The organism is Actinopolyspora xinjiangensis (assembly GCF_900104475.1).
GTDB classification, from domain to species: Bacteria; Actinomycetota; Actinomycetes; order Mycobacteriales; family Pseudonocardiaceae; genus Actinopolyspora; species Actinopolyspora xinjiangensis.
Genome location: NZ_FNJR01000011.1, coordinates 37,931 through 54,288 on the forward strand (window position 1 = coordinate 37,931; position 16,358 = coordinate 54,288).

Genomic DNA, 16,358 nt, shown 5'->3' on the forward strand with positions numbered 1-16,358 from the left:
GGGCGAACCACCAAGAGGAGATCCATTCCGTCCGTGGAGAACTCCGGCGGTTCGCCCCCGGCGGGCGATCACCAGCCTCCGCTCCGACTCCCGTCGAACCTCACGAGCTCGCCCCGGGCAGGGGCCGATGCCGGAGCGCTCCCGCTGTCCGGTGAACCGCCCACCCGCGTCTCGCCCTCCCCGGTCCGAGGCGGGATAGCCTGGCGGTATGACTGCTGTCGGGACTCTTGTACTGCTCCGCCACGGTGAGAGCACCTGGAACGCGCAGAACCTGTTCACCGGCTGGGTGGACGTTCCGCTGTCGGAGGACGGCGAAGCCGAGGCGCGTCGGGGCGGCGAGTTGCTCGCCGCCAACGAGCTGCTGCCGGACGTGCTGCACACCTCGCTGCTGCGCCGCGCCATCAGCACCGCCAACATCTCGCTGGACGTCGCCGAGCGCCACTGGATACCCGTGCGCAGGCACTGGCGGCTCAACGAGCGGCACTACGGCGCGTTGCAGGGCAAGAACAAGAAACAGACCATGGAGACCTACGGCGAGGAACAGTTCATGCTCTGGCGCCGTTCGTACGACACCCCGCCCCCCGAGATAGACCCGGGCGATCCGTACAGCCAGGAGGGCGACCCGCGCTACGCCGATCTGGGCGACGAGATGCCGCGCACCGAGTGCCTCAAGGACGTGGTGGCGCGGCTGCTGCCGTACTGGGAGTCCTCGGTGGTCCCCGACCTGCGGGCGGGCCGTACGGTACTCGTCGCCGCGCACGGCAACTCGCTGCGGGCCATGGTCAAGCACTTGGACGGGATCTCCGACCAGGACATCGCGTCGCTCAACATCCCCACCGGCATCCCGCTGCGCTACGACCTGGACGAGAACCTCCGTCCGGAGAACCCCGGCGGCACCTATCTGGATCCGGAGGCGGCCGAGCGGGCGGCCGCCTCGGTGGCGAGCCAGGGGCGCTGAGCCCGGCGGTTCGTGGGGCGGGCGCGACGCCCGGTGCCCGTTGTCGGTGGTTTCGACGCCGCTCCGGCGACGGTGGGCACCCTCCGGGTGCCGATGCCCCGCCTCGCCCGGTGGTCCGGGGTGGGGCGCTCGGAGCGCTCGCGTCGGGAAGCCGGGCTCCGCGAGGAACCGTGGCCCGGCTCCCACATCGTTCCGGGAAACGTTGCTCGCTCCCTCGGGAGATGTGTGTGGAGCGGGTGACGAAGCGGGAGCGCGATGCCACTGATCGCCACGCCCGGTGTCCGTTCGTTGAATCCCTGGTCACTCGAAAGTGAAGCAGGAGTGAAGAACTTCACTTTTGAGTGTCAGAGGCGTCACTGAATGGCCGAATACTATGGCCGACCCCTGCCCCGCCTTGCTTACGATGCGGTTGTGACCGCATTGGGCTATAGCGCCCTGTTGATCGGCGTGCTGGCGCTGGGCTTGGTGGCGGGGTACCGCCTCGCCGTGACCAACGGGCGTTCCCGACGCACCCGGCCGACGGGGCCGACAGTCGCGGAACTGCTTCAGCGTTTGGTGCACACCAGCAGCAACGGGATCGTCGTGCTCAACAGCTTCGGCGACGTCGTGGTGCACAACCCCCGTGCCGACGAGCTCGGCTTCATCAGGGACAACCGTCCCGACGCACGTGCCCGCAAGGCATCCGAGCAGGCGCTGAAGACGGGCAAGCCGGTCCCGGTGGATCTCTCCCCGCTCAACCGCGACGAACCCCACGGACGTTCCCCGGCCGCCGTGCTCGGGGAGGTTCGCCCGCTGGGCGACGGCTTCACCGTGGTGGACGCCGCCGACGAGTCCGAGGCGGTGCGGCTGGAGGAGACCCGCCGCGATTTCGTCGCCAACGTCAGCCACGAGCTCAAGACCCCCGTCGGTGCGCTGGCGCTGCTGGCCGAGGCCGTACTGGACGCCGCCGACGACCCCGAGGAGGTCAGGCGGTTCTCGAACAAGATCCTGCACGAGTCGACCAGGCTGGGTACGCTGGTCTCCGAGCTCATAGCCCTGTCCAGGCTGCAGGGCGCCGAACCGCTGCCCGAGCTCTCCAGCGTCGACGTCGACGACGTGGTCGAGGAGGCCCTCGGGCGTTGCAGGATGGCCGCCGAGTCGGCCGGTATCGAGATCACGCTGGACGAGGCGAGCGGGTTGTGTCTGGAAGGCGACCGGACACTGCTGGTCACCGCGTTGAGCAACCTGATCGACAACGCCATCTCCTATTCGCCCGACGCCAGCCCGGTCTCGATCAGCAGGCGGTTCCGGGACGACTACGTGGAGATCGCGGTCACCGACCGCGGCATCGGCATCGATCCCGCGGACCAGGAGCGCGTGTTCGAGCGTTTCTACCGGGTGGACCGGGCGCGTTCCAGGGCGACGGGCGGTACCGGGCTGGGCCTGGCCATCGTCAAGCACGTAGCCGCCAACCACGGCGGTGAGGTGAAGGTGTGGAGCAAGCCGGGGACCGGCTCCACCTTCACGCTGCGGGTGCCCAGATCCCCGGAGAACGGGGCCGCCCGAACCACTGAAAGCGCGCCTGTCCGGGAGGATCACTCCGAGGGCGATACCGAGGACCGCGCCGAGCGCGGTGCGCGAGGGGCGCGAACCGTCGAAACGGGAGGAGTACGGTGACCAGGGTGCTGATCGTGGAGGACGAGGAGTCCTTCGCCGACCCGATGGCTTTCATGCTCCGCAAGGAGGGATTCACCGCATCCGTGGCCACCACGGGCCAGCAGGCCCTGGAGGATTTCGATCGCAACGGTGCCGACATCGTGCTGCTCGATCTGATGCTTCCCGGGATGAGCGGTACGGACGTCTGCAAGGAGATCCGGCAGCGTTCCTCGGTCCCGGTCATCATGGTCACGGCCAGGGACGCCGAGATCGACAAGGTCGTGGGCCTGGAGCTGGGCGCCGACGACTACGTGACCAAGCCCTACTCGGCGCGGGAGCTCATCGCCCGGGTGCGGGCGGTGCTGCGGCGCGGTGGGGAGAGCGAGGAACCGGCCCAGCCGGGGCATACCCTGGAAGCGGGACCGGTGCGGATGGACGTGGAACGCCATGTCGTCACCGTTTCGGGTGAGGAAGTCGGGCTGCCGCTCAAGGAGTTCGACCTGCTGGAGTACCTGCTGCGCAACGTCGGGCGGGTACTGACCCGGGCACAGCTGATCGACCGGGTCTGGGGAGCCGACTACGTCGGCGACACCAAGACGCTCGACGTGCACATCAAGCGACTGCGGGCCAAGATCGAACCGGATCCCACCGAGCCCAAGTACTTACTGACGGTGCGCGGGCTCGGGTACAAGTTCGAAACGTAGGAGGTCCGCGAACGGGTGCCCCGGGTCTCGTAGCTGGTGTCGTGGCGGAACCTCTCGCGGGCTCGTGAGCGGGGCCGGAGACATCGGGGGTACACAACGTCTCCGGGGTCCTCGCGAGATCCTCCGGGCAAGCCGCACCGAAGTCTCGCACGCATCCCCGGAACACGCCCGGGAAAGCGCCGCCGCACGTCGGAACTCGGAGGAACGCGTCATCAGGCGGGGCTCGCGCGGTAACGGGTGCGCGGAGTGACCGTCGGTCGTCGAACGGTGCCGGAGAATCCGGGGCGAGTTCGACACACCGCGCACCCGTGATCCCCTCACGCACGGTAGGTTGGCCGCCATGCGCCTAGGGGTGCTCGACGTGGGTTCCAATACCGTCCACTTACTGGTGGTGGATGCGCACCCGGGTGCGCATCCCACCCCGATGACGTCCGAGAAGTCGGTGCTGCGCCTCTCCGAGCGGATCGGTGCCAACGGTTCGCTCACCGACCCCGACGTCGAGGAGCTGGTCCGCACCGTGGAGGCGGCGCGGGACTCGGCTCGCGGCCTCGGGTGTGCCGAGCTCATGGCGTTCGCGACCTCCGCGATCCGCCAGGCGGACAACGCCGCGACCGTGCTCGACCGCGTGCGCGGGCGGACCGGCGTTCGACTGGAGGTACTGTCCGGCGAGCAGGAGGCCAGGCTGACGTTCCTGGCCGCACGCCGTTGGTACGGCTGGTCGGCCGGAAACCTGCTGCTGCTCGACATCGGCGGCGGTTCGCTGGAGATGGCGCTCGGCATCGACGAGCAGCCCGACCTCGCGGTCTCGCTTCCGCTCGGCGCCGGGCACGTGGCGCGTACCGGACTGAGCGGGGACCCACCCGGTCGCGATGAGGTGAAACGGCTCCGGAACTGGTTGTCCGAACAGCTTTCGGAGACCGTCGAGCGGTTCGCGGCGTTCGGCGCGCCGGACAAGGTGGCCGCGACGTCCAAGACCTTCCGCTCGCTCGCCCGGTTGACCGGCGCCGCGCCACCCTCGGCGGGTCCGAGGGTGCGGCGCACGCTCACCGACACCGCGCTGCGGCAGTTGCTGGCGTTCATCACCAGGATCTCCGCGCGGGATCTCGCCTCGCTGGACGGGGTCAGCGGCTCCCGGGCCCACCAGCTGGTCAGCGGTGGGCTCGTGGCGGAGGCGGCCATGAACGGCATGTCGTTGCGCGAACTCGACATCTGCCCGTGGGCGCTGCGCGAGGGTGTGATCCTGCGCCGTCTCGATCATGTGAACGGCGTGGAGCGACCGGATGACGGGCTGGCGACACCGTCACCGACAGCTACGAGCGATACTGGGTGACGGCCGCGCGATCGCGGAGTGAACTGGACGCGAGATCTAGCACGGGGCACGGTGGAGTCGATGAGTCGGGACAGTGGGTCCGGTGACCCGAGCCAGCGCACCGTCGCGGAACTGCTGGCCGAACACGGCGGTGGCGGGCAGCGCGGCTCCCGCCGCAGGCGCAGGCGTGCCGAGGACCCGTCCGAAACGGCTCCGCAGGCGATCATCGAGCGGGTGAACTCGGACAGCGGAAGGATGCTGCCCGTCGAGCCCGCCGAGACCGAGGAAGCCGCTTCCTCCGGGGATGGCACCGCGTCCGGTTCCGGGGCCACCGCCCTGCCCGGTGCCGCGAGCACGCCTCCGGCCGTCGCCCCGTCGGAGTCCCCCACCTCTCAACCGCCCCAACCGCCGACGACGGGTTCGCCCGTCGAACAGCCGACCTCGCCGCCCACCACGACGCCACCGCGCAGACGCGTTTCGGGGGCCGGGCCCCGCAGGCCGGACTCCTTCGGCGCCGGGGCCGCCGAAACCGGCGCGCGACAAGCACCGGACGAGGAACCCGGCCAGTGGTCCACCCCTGCCTCCGGTGAGCAACCGGCCGTTCCCGCGGCCGAGCAGGACGTGACGGCGAGCGCGGCACCTCCCGCCGTGCCGGGGCCGTCGGCAGCCGCGAACTCCGCTCCAGCCGCGGAGGACGCCGAAACCACCGCCCAGCACCCGGCGTTGCCCGTGCGGGTTCCCGGGACCAGCGGTATGAGCCGGAAGGATACCCCGCCACCCGAGGTGGAGACCGCCCAGTGGCAGGGCCCCCCTTCCCGAACCTCCGCCCGGGACGCGCCGGTGCCGGACGCGAGCGACTCGGAGGACTCGGCTCCGGCAACCGTCCCGGAGGACGCCACCGAGCGGTTTCCCCCGGTCGGCGGGAGGGTTACCGGCGACCCGGAGGTCACCGACGGTGACGGGACCGCGCTGCTGGAGTACCCGATACCCGCCGGGACCGAGCCCGCCGACTCCGAGGAGTCCGAGCCCGGAGCGGCCGTTCCGAGCGGTTCCCGCGGCCCCGCCCACTACGATCCCTACGAGGAGGTGGGAGCTGGGCTGGGGGACTCCGACGAGTTCTACACCGGCATGGTGGACGACCCCTACGCCGAGTCGGAGGACTACGACGAGGCCCCGAACGGCCACGTCTCCGACCAGCCCCCCACCGGGTTGCGGGTCGAGGACGACGAGGACGAGCCGGAGTCGGCCGAACTCGGACGTTCCAGCGTCAAGGAGTGGGCCATTCTGGTGGCCCAGACGCTGGGCGGTCTGCTCGGTGGTGGTCTGGTGTGGATGGGATTCCGCTGGTTGTGGAGCGGGTTCCCGCTACCGGCCCTCGCGGCCGCGCTGGCCTTTACCGGCGCCCTGGTGCTCGTGGCGAGGAAGGTCCTGCGCACCGACGACCTGCAGACCATCCTGCTGTCCGTGCTGGTCGGGCTGGTCTGTACCGTTTCGCCGGTGGCCTTCCTGCTGGTGGGGTACTGACCGTGCGTCGGGTCCGGCACCGGCTGAGTTCGTCCCGGAACTGTCACCGGGTTCCGGTTCCCGAGCGGGACGGGTCGGTGACCGGCCGGTGGCGGAGTTCCGGGGACGGGTGATCACGGAACCGGTGGTCGGTGCGCGGTCGATCGCCGATCGTTCCGTGTCCGGAGTGTTCCGCTTCCCGGAGCCCGGACTGGGCCCCTGCCGCGAGCTGTTCCCGGCTACCGTGGTGACGCCGTGTACACCCAGTCCGCGTCAGCGCCGAACCTGACGGACACGAGCAGTGAAACGGTTCCAGTGATGTCCGAACCCCATCGACCGGCTGTTCCGGTCGGCCTCTCCAGTGCCTCGGTCTGGCCGCAGCCGGTACGCGCCGCGTTCGAGATGGCCGCCGATCTCGGCTACGACGGTGTCGAGGTGATGGTCTGGGCCGACGCGACCAGCCAGGACGTCTCGGCGCTGCGGAGGCTGGTGGAGCGGCACGGCGTTCCGGTGCTGGCGGTGCACGCGCCCTGCCTGCTGATCACGCAGCGGGTGTGGTCCTCCGAGCCCGAGGAGCGGTTGCGCCGGGCGGTGGTGGCGGCCAGCGACCTCGGGGCCGCCACGGTCGTCGTGCACCCGCCGTTCCGCTGGCAGCGCAGGTACGCCGAGAACTTCACCGAGCTCGTCTCCGAGCTGGAGGAGGCCAGCGGCATCCGGATCGCGGTGGAGAACATGTTCCCGATCCGACCTCCGAACAGCTGGGACAGGTTGCGCGGCAGCCGGGCCTCCGGGCTGTCGGCGTTCCGGCCCTCCCCCGATCCGACCGAGGTCGGTTTCCGCAACTACACCCTGGACGTCTCGCACGCCGCCGCGGCGCAGGTCGATCCGGTGGAGCTGATGCACCGCATGGGTGAGCGGCTCGTGCACGTCCACCTCACGGACGGCACGGGGGCTCCCCGGGACGAGCACCTGCTGCCCGGGCACGGCACGCAGCCCTGTGCCGAGATCTGCGCCGCCCTGGGTTCGGGAGGCTACACCGGAGCTGTCATCGTCGAGGTCAACACCAGGAAGGCCAGGACGGCGGACCAGCGTGCCGCGCGGTTGGCCGAGGCGCTGCTGTTCGCCAGGCTGCACCTGGAGCCGTTGCGGGAGAACCCCGGCTGAGGCCGGGTCGATGTTCCGATCGGGTTCTCCGCGCGGACCACCGGGGCGATCGAGGAGTACGGCGGCCCGCGGTCGGGCGCCGACCGGGCCACGAACTCGCGACCATTGCCGTTCTGGCACCCTGACCGCATGTCGACGATCGCCGTACTCGGGGCCGGGAAGATCGGGGAGTCGTTACTCTCCGGCCTGATCAACGCGGGGTACTCCCCGGAGGATCTGCTGTTCACGGAGCGGTACCAGCAGCGTGCCGACGAGCTGTCCGAACGATACGGCGTGCGGGGGGCGGACCTGCCCGACGCGGTGCGGCGGGCCGACGTGCTGGTCGTGTCGGTCAAGCCGCAGGACATCGAGGCGCTGCTGGACGAGACCGCCGAGATCGTGACACCGGACAAGCTGGTGGTCACCCTCTGCGCGGGGTTGCCGACCTCGATGTTCGAGCGGCGGTTCGCCGCCGGAACACCCGTGGTCCGGGTGATGCCCAACACACCGATGCTCGTCGGTGAGGCGATGAGCGCCGTGTCCGGGGGCAGCCACGCCACCGAGTCGCACCTGGAGCTGGTCGAGCGGATGCTCGGTAGCGTGGGGCGGGTCGTGCGGGTCCCGGAGAACCAGCAGGACGCGGTTACCGCGCTGTCCGGCTCCGGACCGGCCTACTTCTTCTATCTGGTCGAGGCCATGATCGACGCGGGCATACTGCTCGGGCTGCCCCGCGCGGTGGCCGCCGAGCTGGTCGTGCAGTCCGCCGTCGGTTCGGCCGCGATGCTGCGTGAGGGGGAGGGCCACCCGGTGATCATGCGCGAGGGGGTGACCTCCCCCGCCGGAACCACCATCTCCGGTGTTCGCGAGCTGGAGAAGCACGGCGTGCGGGCGGCTCTGATCGACGCGGTCGAGGCGGCCCACTCCCGCTCGGTGGAGCTCGGGGCCAAGCACCGGCAGGACCCCGGGGAGAGCGACTGACCCCGCCCTGGTCGTGCCGGTTCGCCGGTCGCGGTGCCGAGGCGGAGCCCCCGACGCGCCCTGACCGCGTACCGGGGCGACTCCTCGCCTCCCGCGCCGAGGAGCCCTCGCCGCTGCGGCGTCGTGATACCGCGTGTCGTGACGGCGCTGATACACGGTGGTGACACCGTCGCGGTTACGATCGTCGTCGAGGCCCGGTGTCGCGTGGTGGTTCGAGGCACCGGTCCTGCCCGGTTCTCGCGCGTTCGGCGGTGACCGGTGCCCCTGAGAGGGGTGTGTCGTGACCGTCCCGCCGGAAGTGGTTCGGCCCCGAGGCCGAACGCGCTCAGGGAGGCTCCATGGTCCCGAACGTCGTGCTCGTCACCGGAGTCAGCCGTTTCGTCGGCGCGCACCTGGCGGGCAGGCTCGCCGAACACCCCGGTGTCGACCGTGTGCTCGGTGTGGACAGCGAACGCCCGCACCGCGAGCTGTTCCGCCGCATGGGGGCGGCCGAGTTCGTTCGCGCCGACATCCGCAACCCGTTGATAACGAGGATCATCTCCGAGGCGGCCGTGGATACCGTGGTGCACGCCGCGGGCAACTCCGACGAGATGCCGGCGGCGCGGGCCGCGATGAAGGAGATGAACGTCCTGGGCACGATGCGGCTGCTCGCCGCGTGCCAGGAGTCGCCGCACGTGCGGAAGCTGGTGGTCAAGTCCACCAGCGCCGTCTACGGGGCCAGCTCCAGGGACCCGGCGGTGTTCGACGAGGAGATGGCCCCGAAGGACCTCCCCTCCTCGGGGTACGTCAAGGACGCCGTCGAGGTCGAGGGGTACGTGCGCGGTTTCGGCAGGCGTCGTCCCGACGTCGACATCACGCTGCTCCGCTTCACCGATCTGGTCGGCCCACGCATCGATTCCATGCTGACCAGGTACTTCTCGCTCCCCGTCGTTCCGACCGTGGTCGGCCGCGACGCGCGCCTGCAGCTGTTGCACCCGGAGGACGCGCTCGCGGTGCTGCGGCGGGCGACCCTGGAGGACCACCCCGGGGTCTTCAACGTCGGGGCCGACGGGGTGCTCATGCTGGGGCAGGCCATCCGACGCGCCGGTCGGATTCCCGTGCCGATCCCGGGGACGGCGGTCTCGCCGTTGGCCGGATTCTTTCGGGGGGCCAACCTGGCCTCGCTGTCCGCCGAGTGGATGCGGTTTCTGAACTTCGGTCGCGTGGTGGACACCGCGAAACTGCGTGACCGGTTCGGCTTCGCCCCGAGGTGGACCACGCGGCAGGCTTTCGACGACTTCGTGCACGGGCGCGAGCTCCGCCCGGTGATCGACCCCGAGATGGTCGAGGCGGCCGAGCGGGAGATCAACAGGACGATCACCCGGCTACGTTGAGGAGGCGCGATGGCGGACGCACGAGTGATTCCGCTGCGTCCCGAGGAGGACGGTGACGGTCGGCCCGACTCCGAGCTCGGGGATGGCGGTCACTCCTCGGGGGACGGGCCCGCCGGGGCGGGTGAGGAGCCGGACGAGGGGAGCGGTAGGGGCGCGGACCGGCACGAGGCGCTCGTCGAGGCGGTGGCCTTCGTCCGCGGGCGGCTGCTCGGGCAGTACGAGGTGGACGAGTTCGGCTTCGACCGCGAACTGACCGAGCGGGTCTTCCTGCCGCTGCTGCGCACCGTCTACGACAACTGGTTCCGGGTCGAGGCCACCGGGCTGCACAACGTGCCCTCCGAGTCCGGTGCCCTGGTGGTCGCGAACCACTCCGGCACGCTGCCCTGGGACGCGTTGATGACCACGGTGGCGTTGCACGACCACCATCCCGTCGGCAGGCAGCTGCGAATGCTCGGAGCCGACGTGGTCTTCGGGACGCCGGTGATCGGACCGCTGGCTCGCAGGAGCGGGCAGACGCTGGCGTGCAACCCGGACGCGGAACGCCTGCTGCGCGGTGGGGAGCTCGTCGGTGTCTGGCCGGAGGGGTTCAAGGGGATCGGAAAACCCTTCCGGGACCGCTACAAGTTGCAGCGCTTCGGCCGGGGCGGGTTCGTCTCGGCGGCCATGCGCTGCGGCGTGCCGATCGTGCCGTGCTCCATCGTCGGGGCGGAGGAGATATACCCCAAGATCGGCGACATCCGCCCGCTGGCCCGTCTGCTGGGGCTGCCCTACTTCCCGGTGACGCCGTTCTTCCCTCACCTGGGACCGCTGGGGACGGTGCCGTTGCCGTCCAAGTGGTACATCGAGTTCGGCGAGCCGATCCGCACCGCGGACTTCGAGGCGGAGGCGGCGGAGGATCCGATGGTGGTCTTCAACCTCAGCGACCAGGTGCGCGAGACGATCCAGGAGACGATCTACCGGTTGCTCGCCCAGCGCGGGAGCGTCTTCTTCGGTTGACCGGTGCTTCACGGCTCGACCAAAGGTCCGCTAACCGACCGGCGGGGTCGTCGTTTCGTCAGCCTCGTCCGGGCCGGGACGGGAGTCCGAACGGGGGATCCGTGGTGGTCACTCCTGGTTGTGGGGGGTGGGATCCGGACGGGCGGTGAGCAGGTCGGCGGGTTGGGTGGTGCGGTTGGTGAGACTGTTGGCGAGGTCGGTGAGGTGGCGGTCGTGGACGCGGGCGTGCTCGCGTAGCAGTTGGAACGCCTGTTGCATGGTCAGATTTCCGGCTTCGGCGAGGATGCCCTTGGCCTGTTCGATGACGACGCGGTGGTGCAAGGTGGCCTGCAACTGTTCGGACAGGGTTTCCTCGCGGCGCAGCGCGCGGTGGTGCAGTAGGCCCACTGTTGCCTGGTCGGCCAGGGCCTGCCCCAGTTGGACGCCGTTGGTGTCCACGGCGGCGGGGGTGGTGTCCAGTAGCGTGAGAGCACCGATGGTCTGACGGCGAAGCCGCATCGGTACGGCGGCGGCGGTGTGGAATCCGGCGGATACGGCCGCTTCGCTGAAGGTGGGCCAGCGGGCGTGCTCGGTGCTGAGATCGCTGCTGGTTACCGGAGCCGAGGTGGTGATGCTGTCCTGGCAGGGCCCTTCGTGGGTTTGGGTTGCCAGTAGTTGCAGCAGGTGGGCGTCCTCGGTGGACGCGGCGGTGGGGTGCCAGCCACCGCGCTGGTCGGACAGGATCACTCCGGCAGCGGTGACTTCGAGCAGGGTGGTGGCTCGTTCGGCCAGCAGGGTCAGGAAGTCGAGCACGTCGAAGTCGTCGACCAGGGTGTCCGACAGCGTCACGAAGGTCTGGGCCAGCCGTTGTTCGCGCCGGGTAGTCATCGCCGATCTCGTTTCCTTCTCGGTATCGAATCCGTCGTGCCGACTCAGGCGGGTGTGTCCTGCTGATCGTCGTCGGGCTCGTCGGTGAAGCGCAGTTGTCTGTCGGTGACCCGGCGGGCCACGTCGATCAGGGGCAGGGCATGGGTGTAGGCGTGGGCGCGGAGCCGCAACAGCGCGACCTCGGTGGTGGTGTTCAGCTGGGCCTGGATCATGCCGGTGGCCTGGTGTATCTCGGCGTGCGGGTCGGCCAGCCAGCCGGCGTCGCCGCTGGCGTGACCTTCGAGTTCGGTGACGACGGCGTGGGTGGCCAGATCGGCCAGGATCAGCGCGTCGGAGATCTGGGTGTCCGACAGTTTGCCGGGCCGGTCGTGGTACACGTCCAGCGAGCCGAGCCGGGCGGCGCCGATGTGCAGCGGGAACGAGAACACCGCGGCCGCCCCCAAGGCCAGTGCGCCGGGCGTGAAACCGGGCCACCGGGTATGACTGTCCGTCAGATCGGCGACGAGTACCGGCCCGCCGGTGACGAAGGCGTCCAGGCACGGTCCCTCGCCGACGGTCAGCTGCAAGTCCTCCAGACCGGTGCTGACCTCGTTGGTGGCGTGCACCAACCCGCGACTCGGATCCTGTCCGTCACCGTCGGCCAGCGAGGCCAATACCGTGGCTCCTGCCCCGGACACGGCCAACTGCTCGACGGTCAGCGCGCACAGCACGCCCATCCGTGATGCCGTCCCATCGGCGGCGTCGAGCCGGTTTTCCAGCCGGGACATCAGCACTGTTCGCCGGTCCTGACTCATCACCATCTCCCACCGCGAAGGCGGTCTCGATGTACTGTGCGCGGCCGTGCCGACTGCTGGACGGTGAAACGGCACGACCCGCGGCCTCATCGTAGCCCGGGCCACGAGGACGACTCGCCCAGCAGGGGCGTGCCCCGCCGCCACGGCAGGCGGTCCTCACGCGTCCTGCTCGTCCGAGGCCTCGGCTCGGGTCAACCATCGTGCCACCGCCACGAGTTTCATGTTGGCGTCCTGGGAGCTGCGGACCAGCAGCTGAAACGCCGCATCGGCATCCAGGTCGAAGCGTTCCATGAGGATGCCCTTGGCCTGCCCGATCAGGTCACGAGTGGCCAACGCTCGGTGCAGTTGAGCCACGTGGCGGGCCCCGCCAAGGGCGGTGGCCGCGTGCGCGGCGAACAACCCGCCCAACAGCTGTGATTCCGTCCCGAAACTGCGCGGGCTCCCGGAGTACAGGTTCAACGCGCCCACGGTGTCGTCGCGGGTGAACAGGTGAAACGACAGCATGCTGGCCACTCGTAGCGCGGTCGCGTCGGGCGCGAACCGGGGCCAGCGGTCCGTCTCGACGGTCAGATCGTCGACTATGACCGTGTGCTGCTCCCGCAGGGCGGTCACACAGGGGCCCTCCTGGTAGTCGGCCTGCAGCTGATCCACCTCGTCGACGGTGGGGTCGCTGGTCGCCGCCGAGGTGACCCCGCCATCGCGATGTAACAACGACACCCCCGCCTGCTCGGCGCCCGGCACCGTGTCCACGGCGCCGGACACGATCAATCGCAACGCCTCGGTCTCCGAGCTCGACCGCTGTAACCGCTGTGCGGCCCGCGACAGCTCGACCACGAGGCCGCTCTCCTCGTCGGTCGTCTCGCTCATCATCACCACCTGACTGAATTGCTGAGGCACGTCGCCCGGTTGGTCGTGCTGTCCGCACCCGAGGTCGGCCGATCCGCCCGGTCGCGGCGGTGTCACGCGGCTTCGATCACCCGCCTCCTTGTCGTGGCGGTCCGCGCCGTGGCCGTTGCGATGCCGGGCGATGAGATCAGTCGCCGGGGCTCGGTCGTGTCACGGAAGTGTCGACCTCGTACGGCGGCGAACGTTCCCTTGTTGGACGGGCGGGCCGCCCCCGCGTTCTTCGATCGGGATGGCGACAACGGCTCGTCCCGGCCGACCCACATGTGTTGACGCTCCCGTCCGTACCAGCGGTCGGCTGGCCGTGAGGGGCGAACAACTCATACGTACTCACTAGAACCGGGGTCAGTCTCCCGGAGTATCCGAGAGCCCGTCGACGGCCCGACGGTGTTACCCCCTTCTCGTCACCTCGAGTGTATACAACTACACAACGTGTGGTGGTGCCGACCTGGCCGTTCCTTTGGTAGGCTAAACATAGCTGGTTGAGCAGAAGCTGGCACGGTTTATTGATCCTGGCTACGAGCCCGCTTCGACGAATGAGAATTTCTGTGGCTCGACTTATCTCGCTCGATCGGCCCGTGGGGTGGAACCGCCTCTCACGGTTGGCCACGAAGATTCCGAGGCTCACGCCGTTCGCATGGGTACGGTTCAGTCCCGCCTCCGGGGGGACTGATGATTGATTCGCGCCATTTCCTGCGGCGGGACGCCTTGGTCAGCTTGCGGGAGCGGCTGAGCGGCTCGGATGGGCACCACGACGGTGTGCTGAGCCATCTGGAAGCGCTCGATGACGCCATTCGAGTGGCGGGACGGCCGCCACCACCGCGGCTGATACCGGGCCTGTTCGACCTCGTACCGGTGGCCCTGTTCATCGTCGGTGAGTCCGGCGGAGTGCTGGATGCCAACGACGCGGCCGGGAGGTTGATCGGCCGCGACCGCACGGAACTGTTGGGCACGAACGAAGCCTCGTTGCCGGGCGAGGGTGGTTCCGGACCTGCGGCGACACCGGAGAGCCCGCTCCACGGCGAGCTCCGGGTGTTGCCCCACGCCGACGGGCACACCGTGTACTGCCAGGTCCACACCGCTGTCTCGGTCCAGCACGACGGCACTCGCCTGTGGTTGAAGGTGGCCCAGGACGTCACTACGCAGCAGCAGCGCATCGAACAACTGCACCACCGGGCCAACCACGACGAACTGACCGGACTTCCCAATCGCCAGGGTCTGCAAGCCCAGCTGGCCCCCGACCTCGCCCAGGGGCCCCCGACAGGCTTCGCCGTGTTGTTCTGCGACATCGACAACTTCAAACGTGTCAACGACTCGTGGGGCCACGTCATCGGCGACGAACTGCTGATCACCGTGACCCGGCTGTTGACCGACGCGTTGCCCCAGGACTGCCGCGTGGGCCGCTTCTCCGGCGACGAGTTCCTGATCACCTGCCCCGACGTGGCGGCTCACGGGGGGATCGAAACATTCGCCGCCCGCGTGTCCGGAATCCTGCGGGTCAGCCTCCCCCTCGGAGGGCGCCTCGTGCGGATCTCGGGCTCTGTCGGTGCCGCCGCCATCAACGGCGACGCGGCCACCTTCGGCGACCTCGTCCGCTTCGCCGACGCCGCGATGTTCGACGCCAAACGACGCGGAACCGGCCGCTTCGCCATCGCCGACACCACCCTTGACAACAACAGCACCGGTCAGCTCGATCTGGAGGACCAGCTCCGCGACGCCCTGGCCAACGAAGGGCTCGCACTGCACTATCAACCCCTCGTAGACGCCCAGGGCAGGATCACCGGTGCCGAGGCGCTCCTGCGGTGGCCGCACCCGCAGCGAGGCCTGCTCGCTCCCGACGTGATACTGCCCCTGGCCGAACAGGGCGATCTGCTCGCCGAACTCGATCGCTGGGTTCTGCGCACCGCTCTGGCCGAGGCGGCCACCTGGCCCGAGATCGACATCGCCGTCAACCTCTCCGGTCCGCCCACCAACGAACCCGGCCAGCTCGAAACCCTGGCGACGCTCGTCACAGCTTCCGGCGTCGATCCCCACCGGGTCATTCTCGAACTCACCGAAACCGCACTACTGGAACTGCCACTGCGTCAGCAGCACACGATGAGCAACCTGACCGAGCGCGGCGTGGCCTTCGCCATCGACGACTTCGGAACCGGCTACTCCTCACTGGCGCGCCTGCGAGAAATGCCGGCGCAGATCATCAAGCTCGACCGCACTTTCCTGCCCACCACCGATGTCGACGACACCAGCGTGGCCATCATCCGCGCCATCGTGGACCTGTGCCGGGCCACCGGACACCACTGCATCGCCGAAGGCGTCGAAACCCGAGCCCAACGCGACCTCCTCGCCGGCCTCGGTATCGACACCTACCAGGGCTGGCTCTTCGGTCGCCCCGTCCCCGCGGCCGAATTCCGCCAAACCGCGATCACGGCGCTCGACAGGCGGCGGGGTTAGTCGCGGGGCGGCCTGACTGTTGTGGCGCGAGAAATTGTCGACGTTGAGGTGAGGGGGCGTGGCGGGAGCGGATGAGAACCGCCGAGTACCTCGCCCGCCGAACCGCATGGCCCCGTCCCGTGCCGCACCGCGACGTCCCGCCCTGTCGGAGGGGCCGTCGCGCTCGGTACCGCCACCGAGCGATCGCTCATGCGGTCGCCGGGACGGGAGCTCACTAGCGGTCCCTCGACGTGGGACAAGCCGCTACTGTCGGTTCCGCGAACTCGGTTCGGCCGCCCGGGCGTCCCGGACGGCCGAACCGGAGGAGCGTGTCAGCCCCAGCCGTACTGGTAGCTGACGCAGTCGGCGCCGATGTGCCAGCGCATCGCGTCACGGGTCTGAGGCCCGTACACGCCGTCCCGCGCGATCCCGGCCCGCCGCTGCACGTTCAGCACGGCGTCGCGGGTGGCGGGGCCGTAGATGCCGTCCACGGCGATGGACTGCCCCTCGCAGGCTCGCAGCGAGCGCTGCAACGCGGTCACGGCCGAACCGCCGTTGCCCACTCCCATCACGCAGTGGTGGGAGCCGCCGGAGGTCGCCGGGATCACTCCGTCGGCGGTGGTGCAGCTCGGAGTCGCGCTCGTGGCCGCCGAGGACGCGAGCGGAAACGTCGCGACGGCCGCCGCCGAGGCCGCCATCACTCCGAGCGCCCTGAGAGCGCGTCCCGTTCCGGTACTCGTTCGTGACATGGGTGGTCCGCCAATC

14 protein-coding genes are annotated in these 16,358 nt (G+C 69.7%); 10 read left to right on the top strand and 4 right to left on the bottom strand.

Annotated features, from left to right (window positions below):
• The first annotated feature begins 208 nt into the window (after nucleotides 1-208).
• From BLQ75_RS16585 to BLQ75_RS16630, 9 genes are all read left to right on the top strand, one after another.
• Nucleotides 209-958 carry a phosphoglyceromutase gene (locus BLQ75_RS16585; protein WP_092603385.1) on the top strand — a complete coding sequence of 250 codons (750 nt, stop codon included), beginning with the start codon at nucleotides 209-211 and terminating at the stop codon, nucleotides 956-958.
• Between the two features lie 411 nt (nucleotides 959-1,369).
• Nucleotides 1,370-2,614 carry a sensor histidine kinase gene (locus tag BLQ75_RS16590; RefSeq protein ID WP_280137851.1) on the top strand — a complete coding sequence of 415 codons (1,245 nt, stop codon included), beginning with the start codon at nucleotides 1,370-1,372 and terminating at the stop codon, nucleotides 2,612-2,614.
• A complete protein-coding gene (locus tag BLQ75_RS16595; protein WP_092603389.1) occupies nucleotides 2,611-3,297 on the top strand; it encodes a response regulator transcription factor in 687 nt (228 codons plus the stop codon). Before BLQ75_RS16590 ends, BLQ75_RS16595 begins: the two co-directional genes overlap by 4 nt.
• 340 nt (nucleotides 3,298-3,637) lie before the next feature.
• Nucleotides 3,638-4,627, top strand: coding sequence for a Ppx/GppA family phosphatase (locus BLQ75_RS16600; RefSeq protein WP_092603391.1), 990 nt, complete (start codon nucleotides 3,638-3,640; stop codon nucleotides 4,625-4,627).
• Between the two features lie 60 nt (nucleotides 4,628-4,687).
• On the top strand, nucleotides 4,688-6,130 hold the full coding sequence (locus BLQ75_RS16605; RefSeq protein ID WP_139183007.1) for a hypothetical protein: 1,443 nt from the start codon (nucleotides 4,688-4,690) through the stop codon (nucleotides 6,128-6,130).
• A gap of 297 nt (nucleotides 6,131-6,427) precedes the next feature.
• Complete coding sequence (locus BLQ75_RS16615) at nucleotides 6,428-7,273, top strand: sugar phosphate isomerase/epimerase family protein (RefSeq protein WP_092603397.1); 846 nt, start codon at nucleotides 6,428-6,430, stop codon at nucleotides 7,271-7,273.
• Between the two features lie 129 nt (nucleotides 7,274-7,402).
• Nucleotides 7,403-8,230 carry a pyrroline-5-carboxylate reductase gene (gene proC, locus BLQ75_RS16620; protein ID WP_092603399.1) on the top strand — a complete coding sequence of 276 codons (828 nt, stop codon included), beginning with the start codon at nucleotides 7,403-7,405 and terminating at the stop codon, nucleotides 8,228-8,230.
• Between the two features lie 338 nt (nucleotides 8,231-8,568).
• On the top strand, nucleotides 8,569-9,603 hold the full coding sequence (locus tag BLQ75_RS16625; protein ID WP_092603401.1) for an NAD-dependent epimerase/dehydratase family protein: 1,035 nt from the start codon (nucleotides 8,569-8,571) through the stop codon (nucleotides 9,601-9,603).
• Between the two features lie 9 nt (nucleotides 9,604-9,612).
• Nucleotides 9,613-10,599 carry a lysophospholipid acyltransferase family protein gene (locus BLQ75_RS16630; RefSeq protein WP_092603403.1) on the top strand — a complete coding sequence of 329 codons (987 nt, stop codon included), beginning with the start codon at nucleotides 9,613-9,615 and terminating at the stop codon, nucleotides 10,597-10,599.
• A 108-nt stretch (nucleotides 10,600-10,707) separates the two neighbouring features.
• Here the strand turns inward: BLQ75_RS16630 and BLQ75_RS16635 are convergent, their stop codons facing one another.
• The 3 genes from BLQ75_RS16635 to BLQ75_RS16645 all read right to left on the bottom strand — a co-directional run bounded on the left by BLQ75_RS16635 (nucleotide 10,708) and on the right by BLQ75_RS16645 (nucleotide 13,127).
• The gene (locus tag BLQ75_RS16635) at nucleotides 10,708-11,466 is read right to left on the bottom strand and encodes a GAF and ANTAR domain-containing protein (protein WP_092603405.1); all 759 of its coding nucleotides are present in this window, start codon (nucleotides 11,464-11,466) and stop codon (nucleotides 10,708-10,710) included.
• Nucleotides 11,467-11,510: 44 nt separating this feature from the next.
• Complete coding sequence (locus BLQ75_RS16640) at nucleotides 11,511-12,260, bottom strand: GAF and ANTAR domain-containing protein (protein WP_092603407.1); 750 nt, start codon at nucleotides 12,258-12,260, stop codon at nucleotides 11,511-11,513.
• A gap of 156 nt (nucleotides 12,261-12,416) precedes the next feature.
• Nucleotides 12,417-13,127, bottom strand: coding sequence for a GAF and ANTAR domain-containing protein (locus BLQ75_RS16645; RefSeq protein WP_043571370.1), 711 nt, complete (start codon nucleotides 13,125-13,127; stop codon nucleotides 12,417-12,419).
• A gap of 708 nt (nucleotides 13,128-13,835) precedes the next feature.
• Between BLQ75_RS16645 and BLQ75_RS16650 the strand changes: the two genes are divergently transcribed.
• Entirely contained in the window at nucleotides 13,836-15,614 is a 1,779-nt protein-coding gene (locus BLQ75_RS16650) for a putative bifunctional diguanylate cyclase/phosphodiesterase (protein WP_092603409.1), read from the top strand.
• Nucleotides 15,615-15,925: 311 nt separating this feature from the next.
• Here the strand turns inward: BLQ75_RS16650 and BLQ75_RS16655 are convergent, their stop codons facing one another.
• The gene (locus BLQ75_RS16655; RefSeq protein ID WP_092603411.1) at nucleotides 15,926-16,342 is read right to left on the bottom strand and encodes a peptidoglycan-binding domain-containing protein; all 417 of its coding nucleotides are present in this window, start codon (nucleotides 16,340-16,342) and stop codon (nucleotides 15,926-15,928) included.
• Nucleotides 16,343-16,358: the final 16 nt, after the last annotated feature.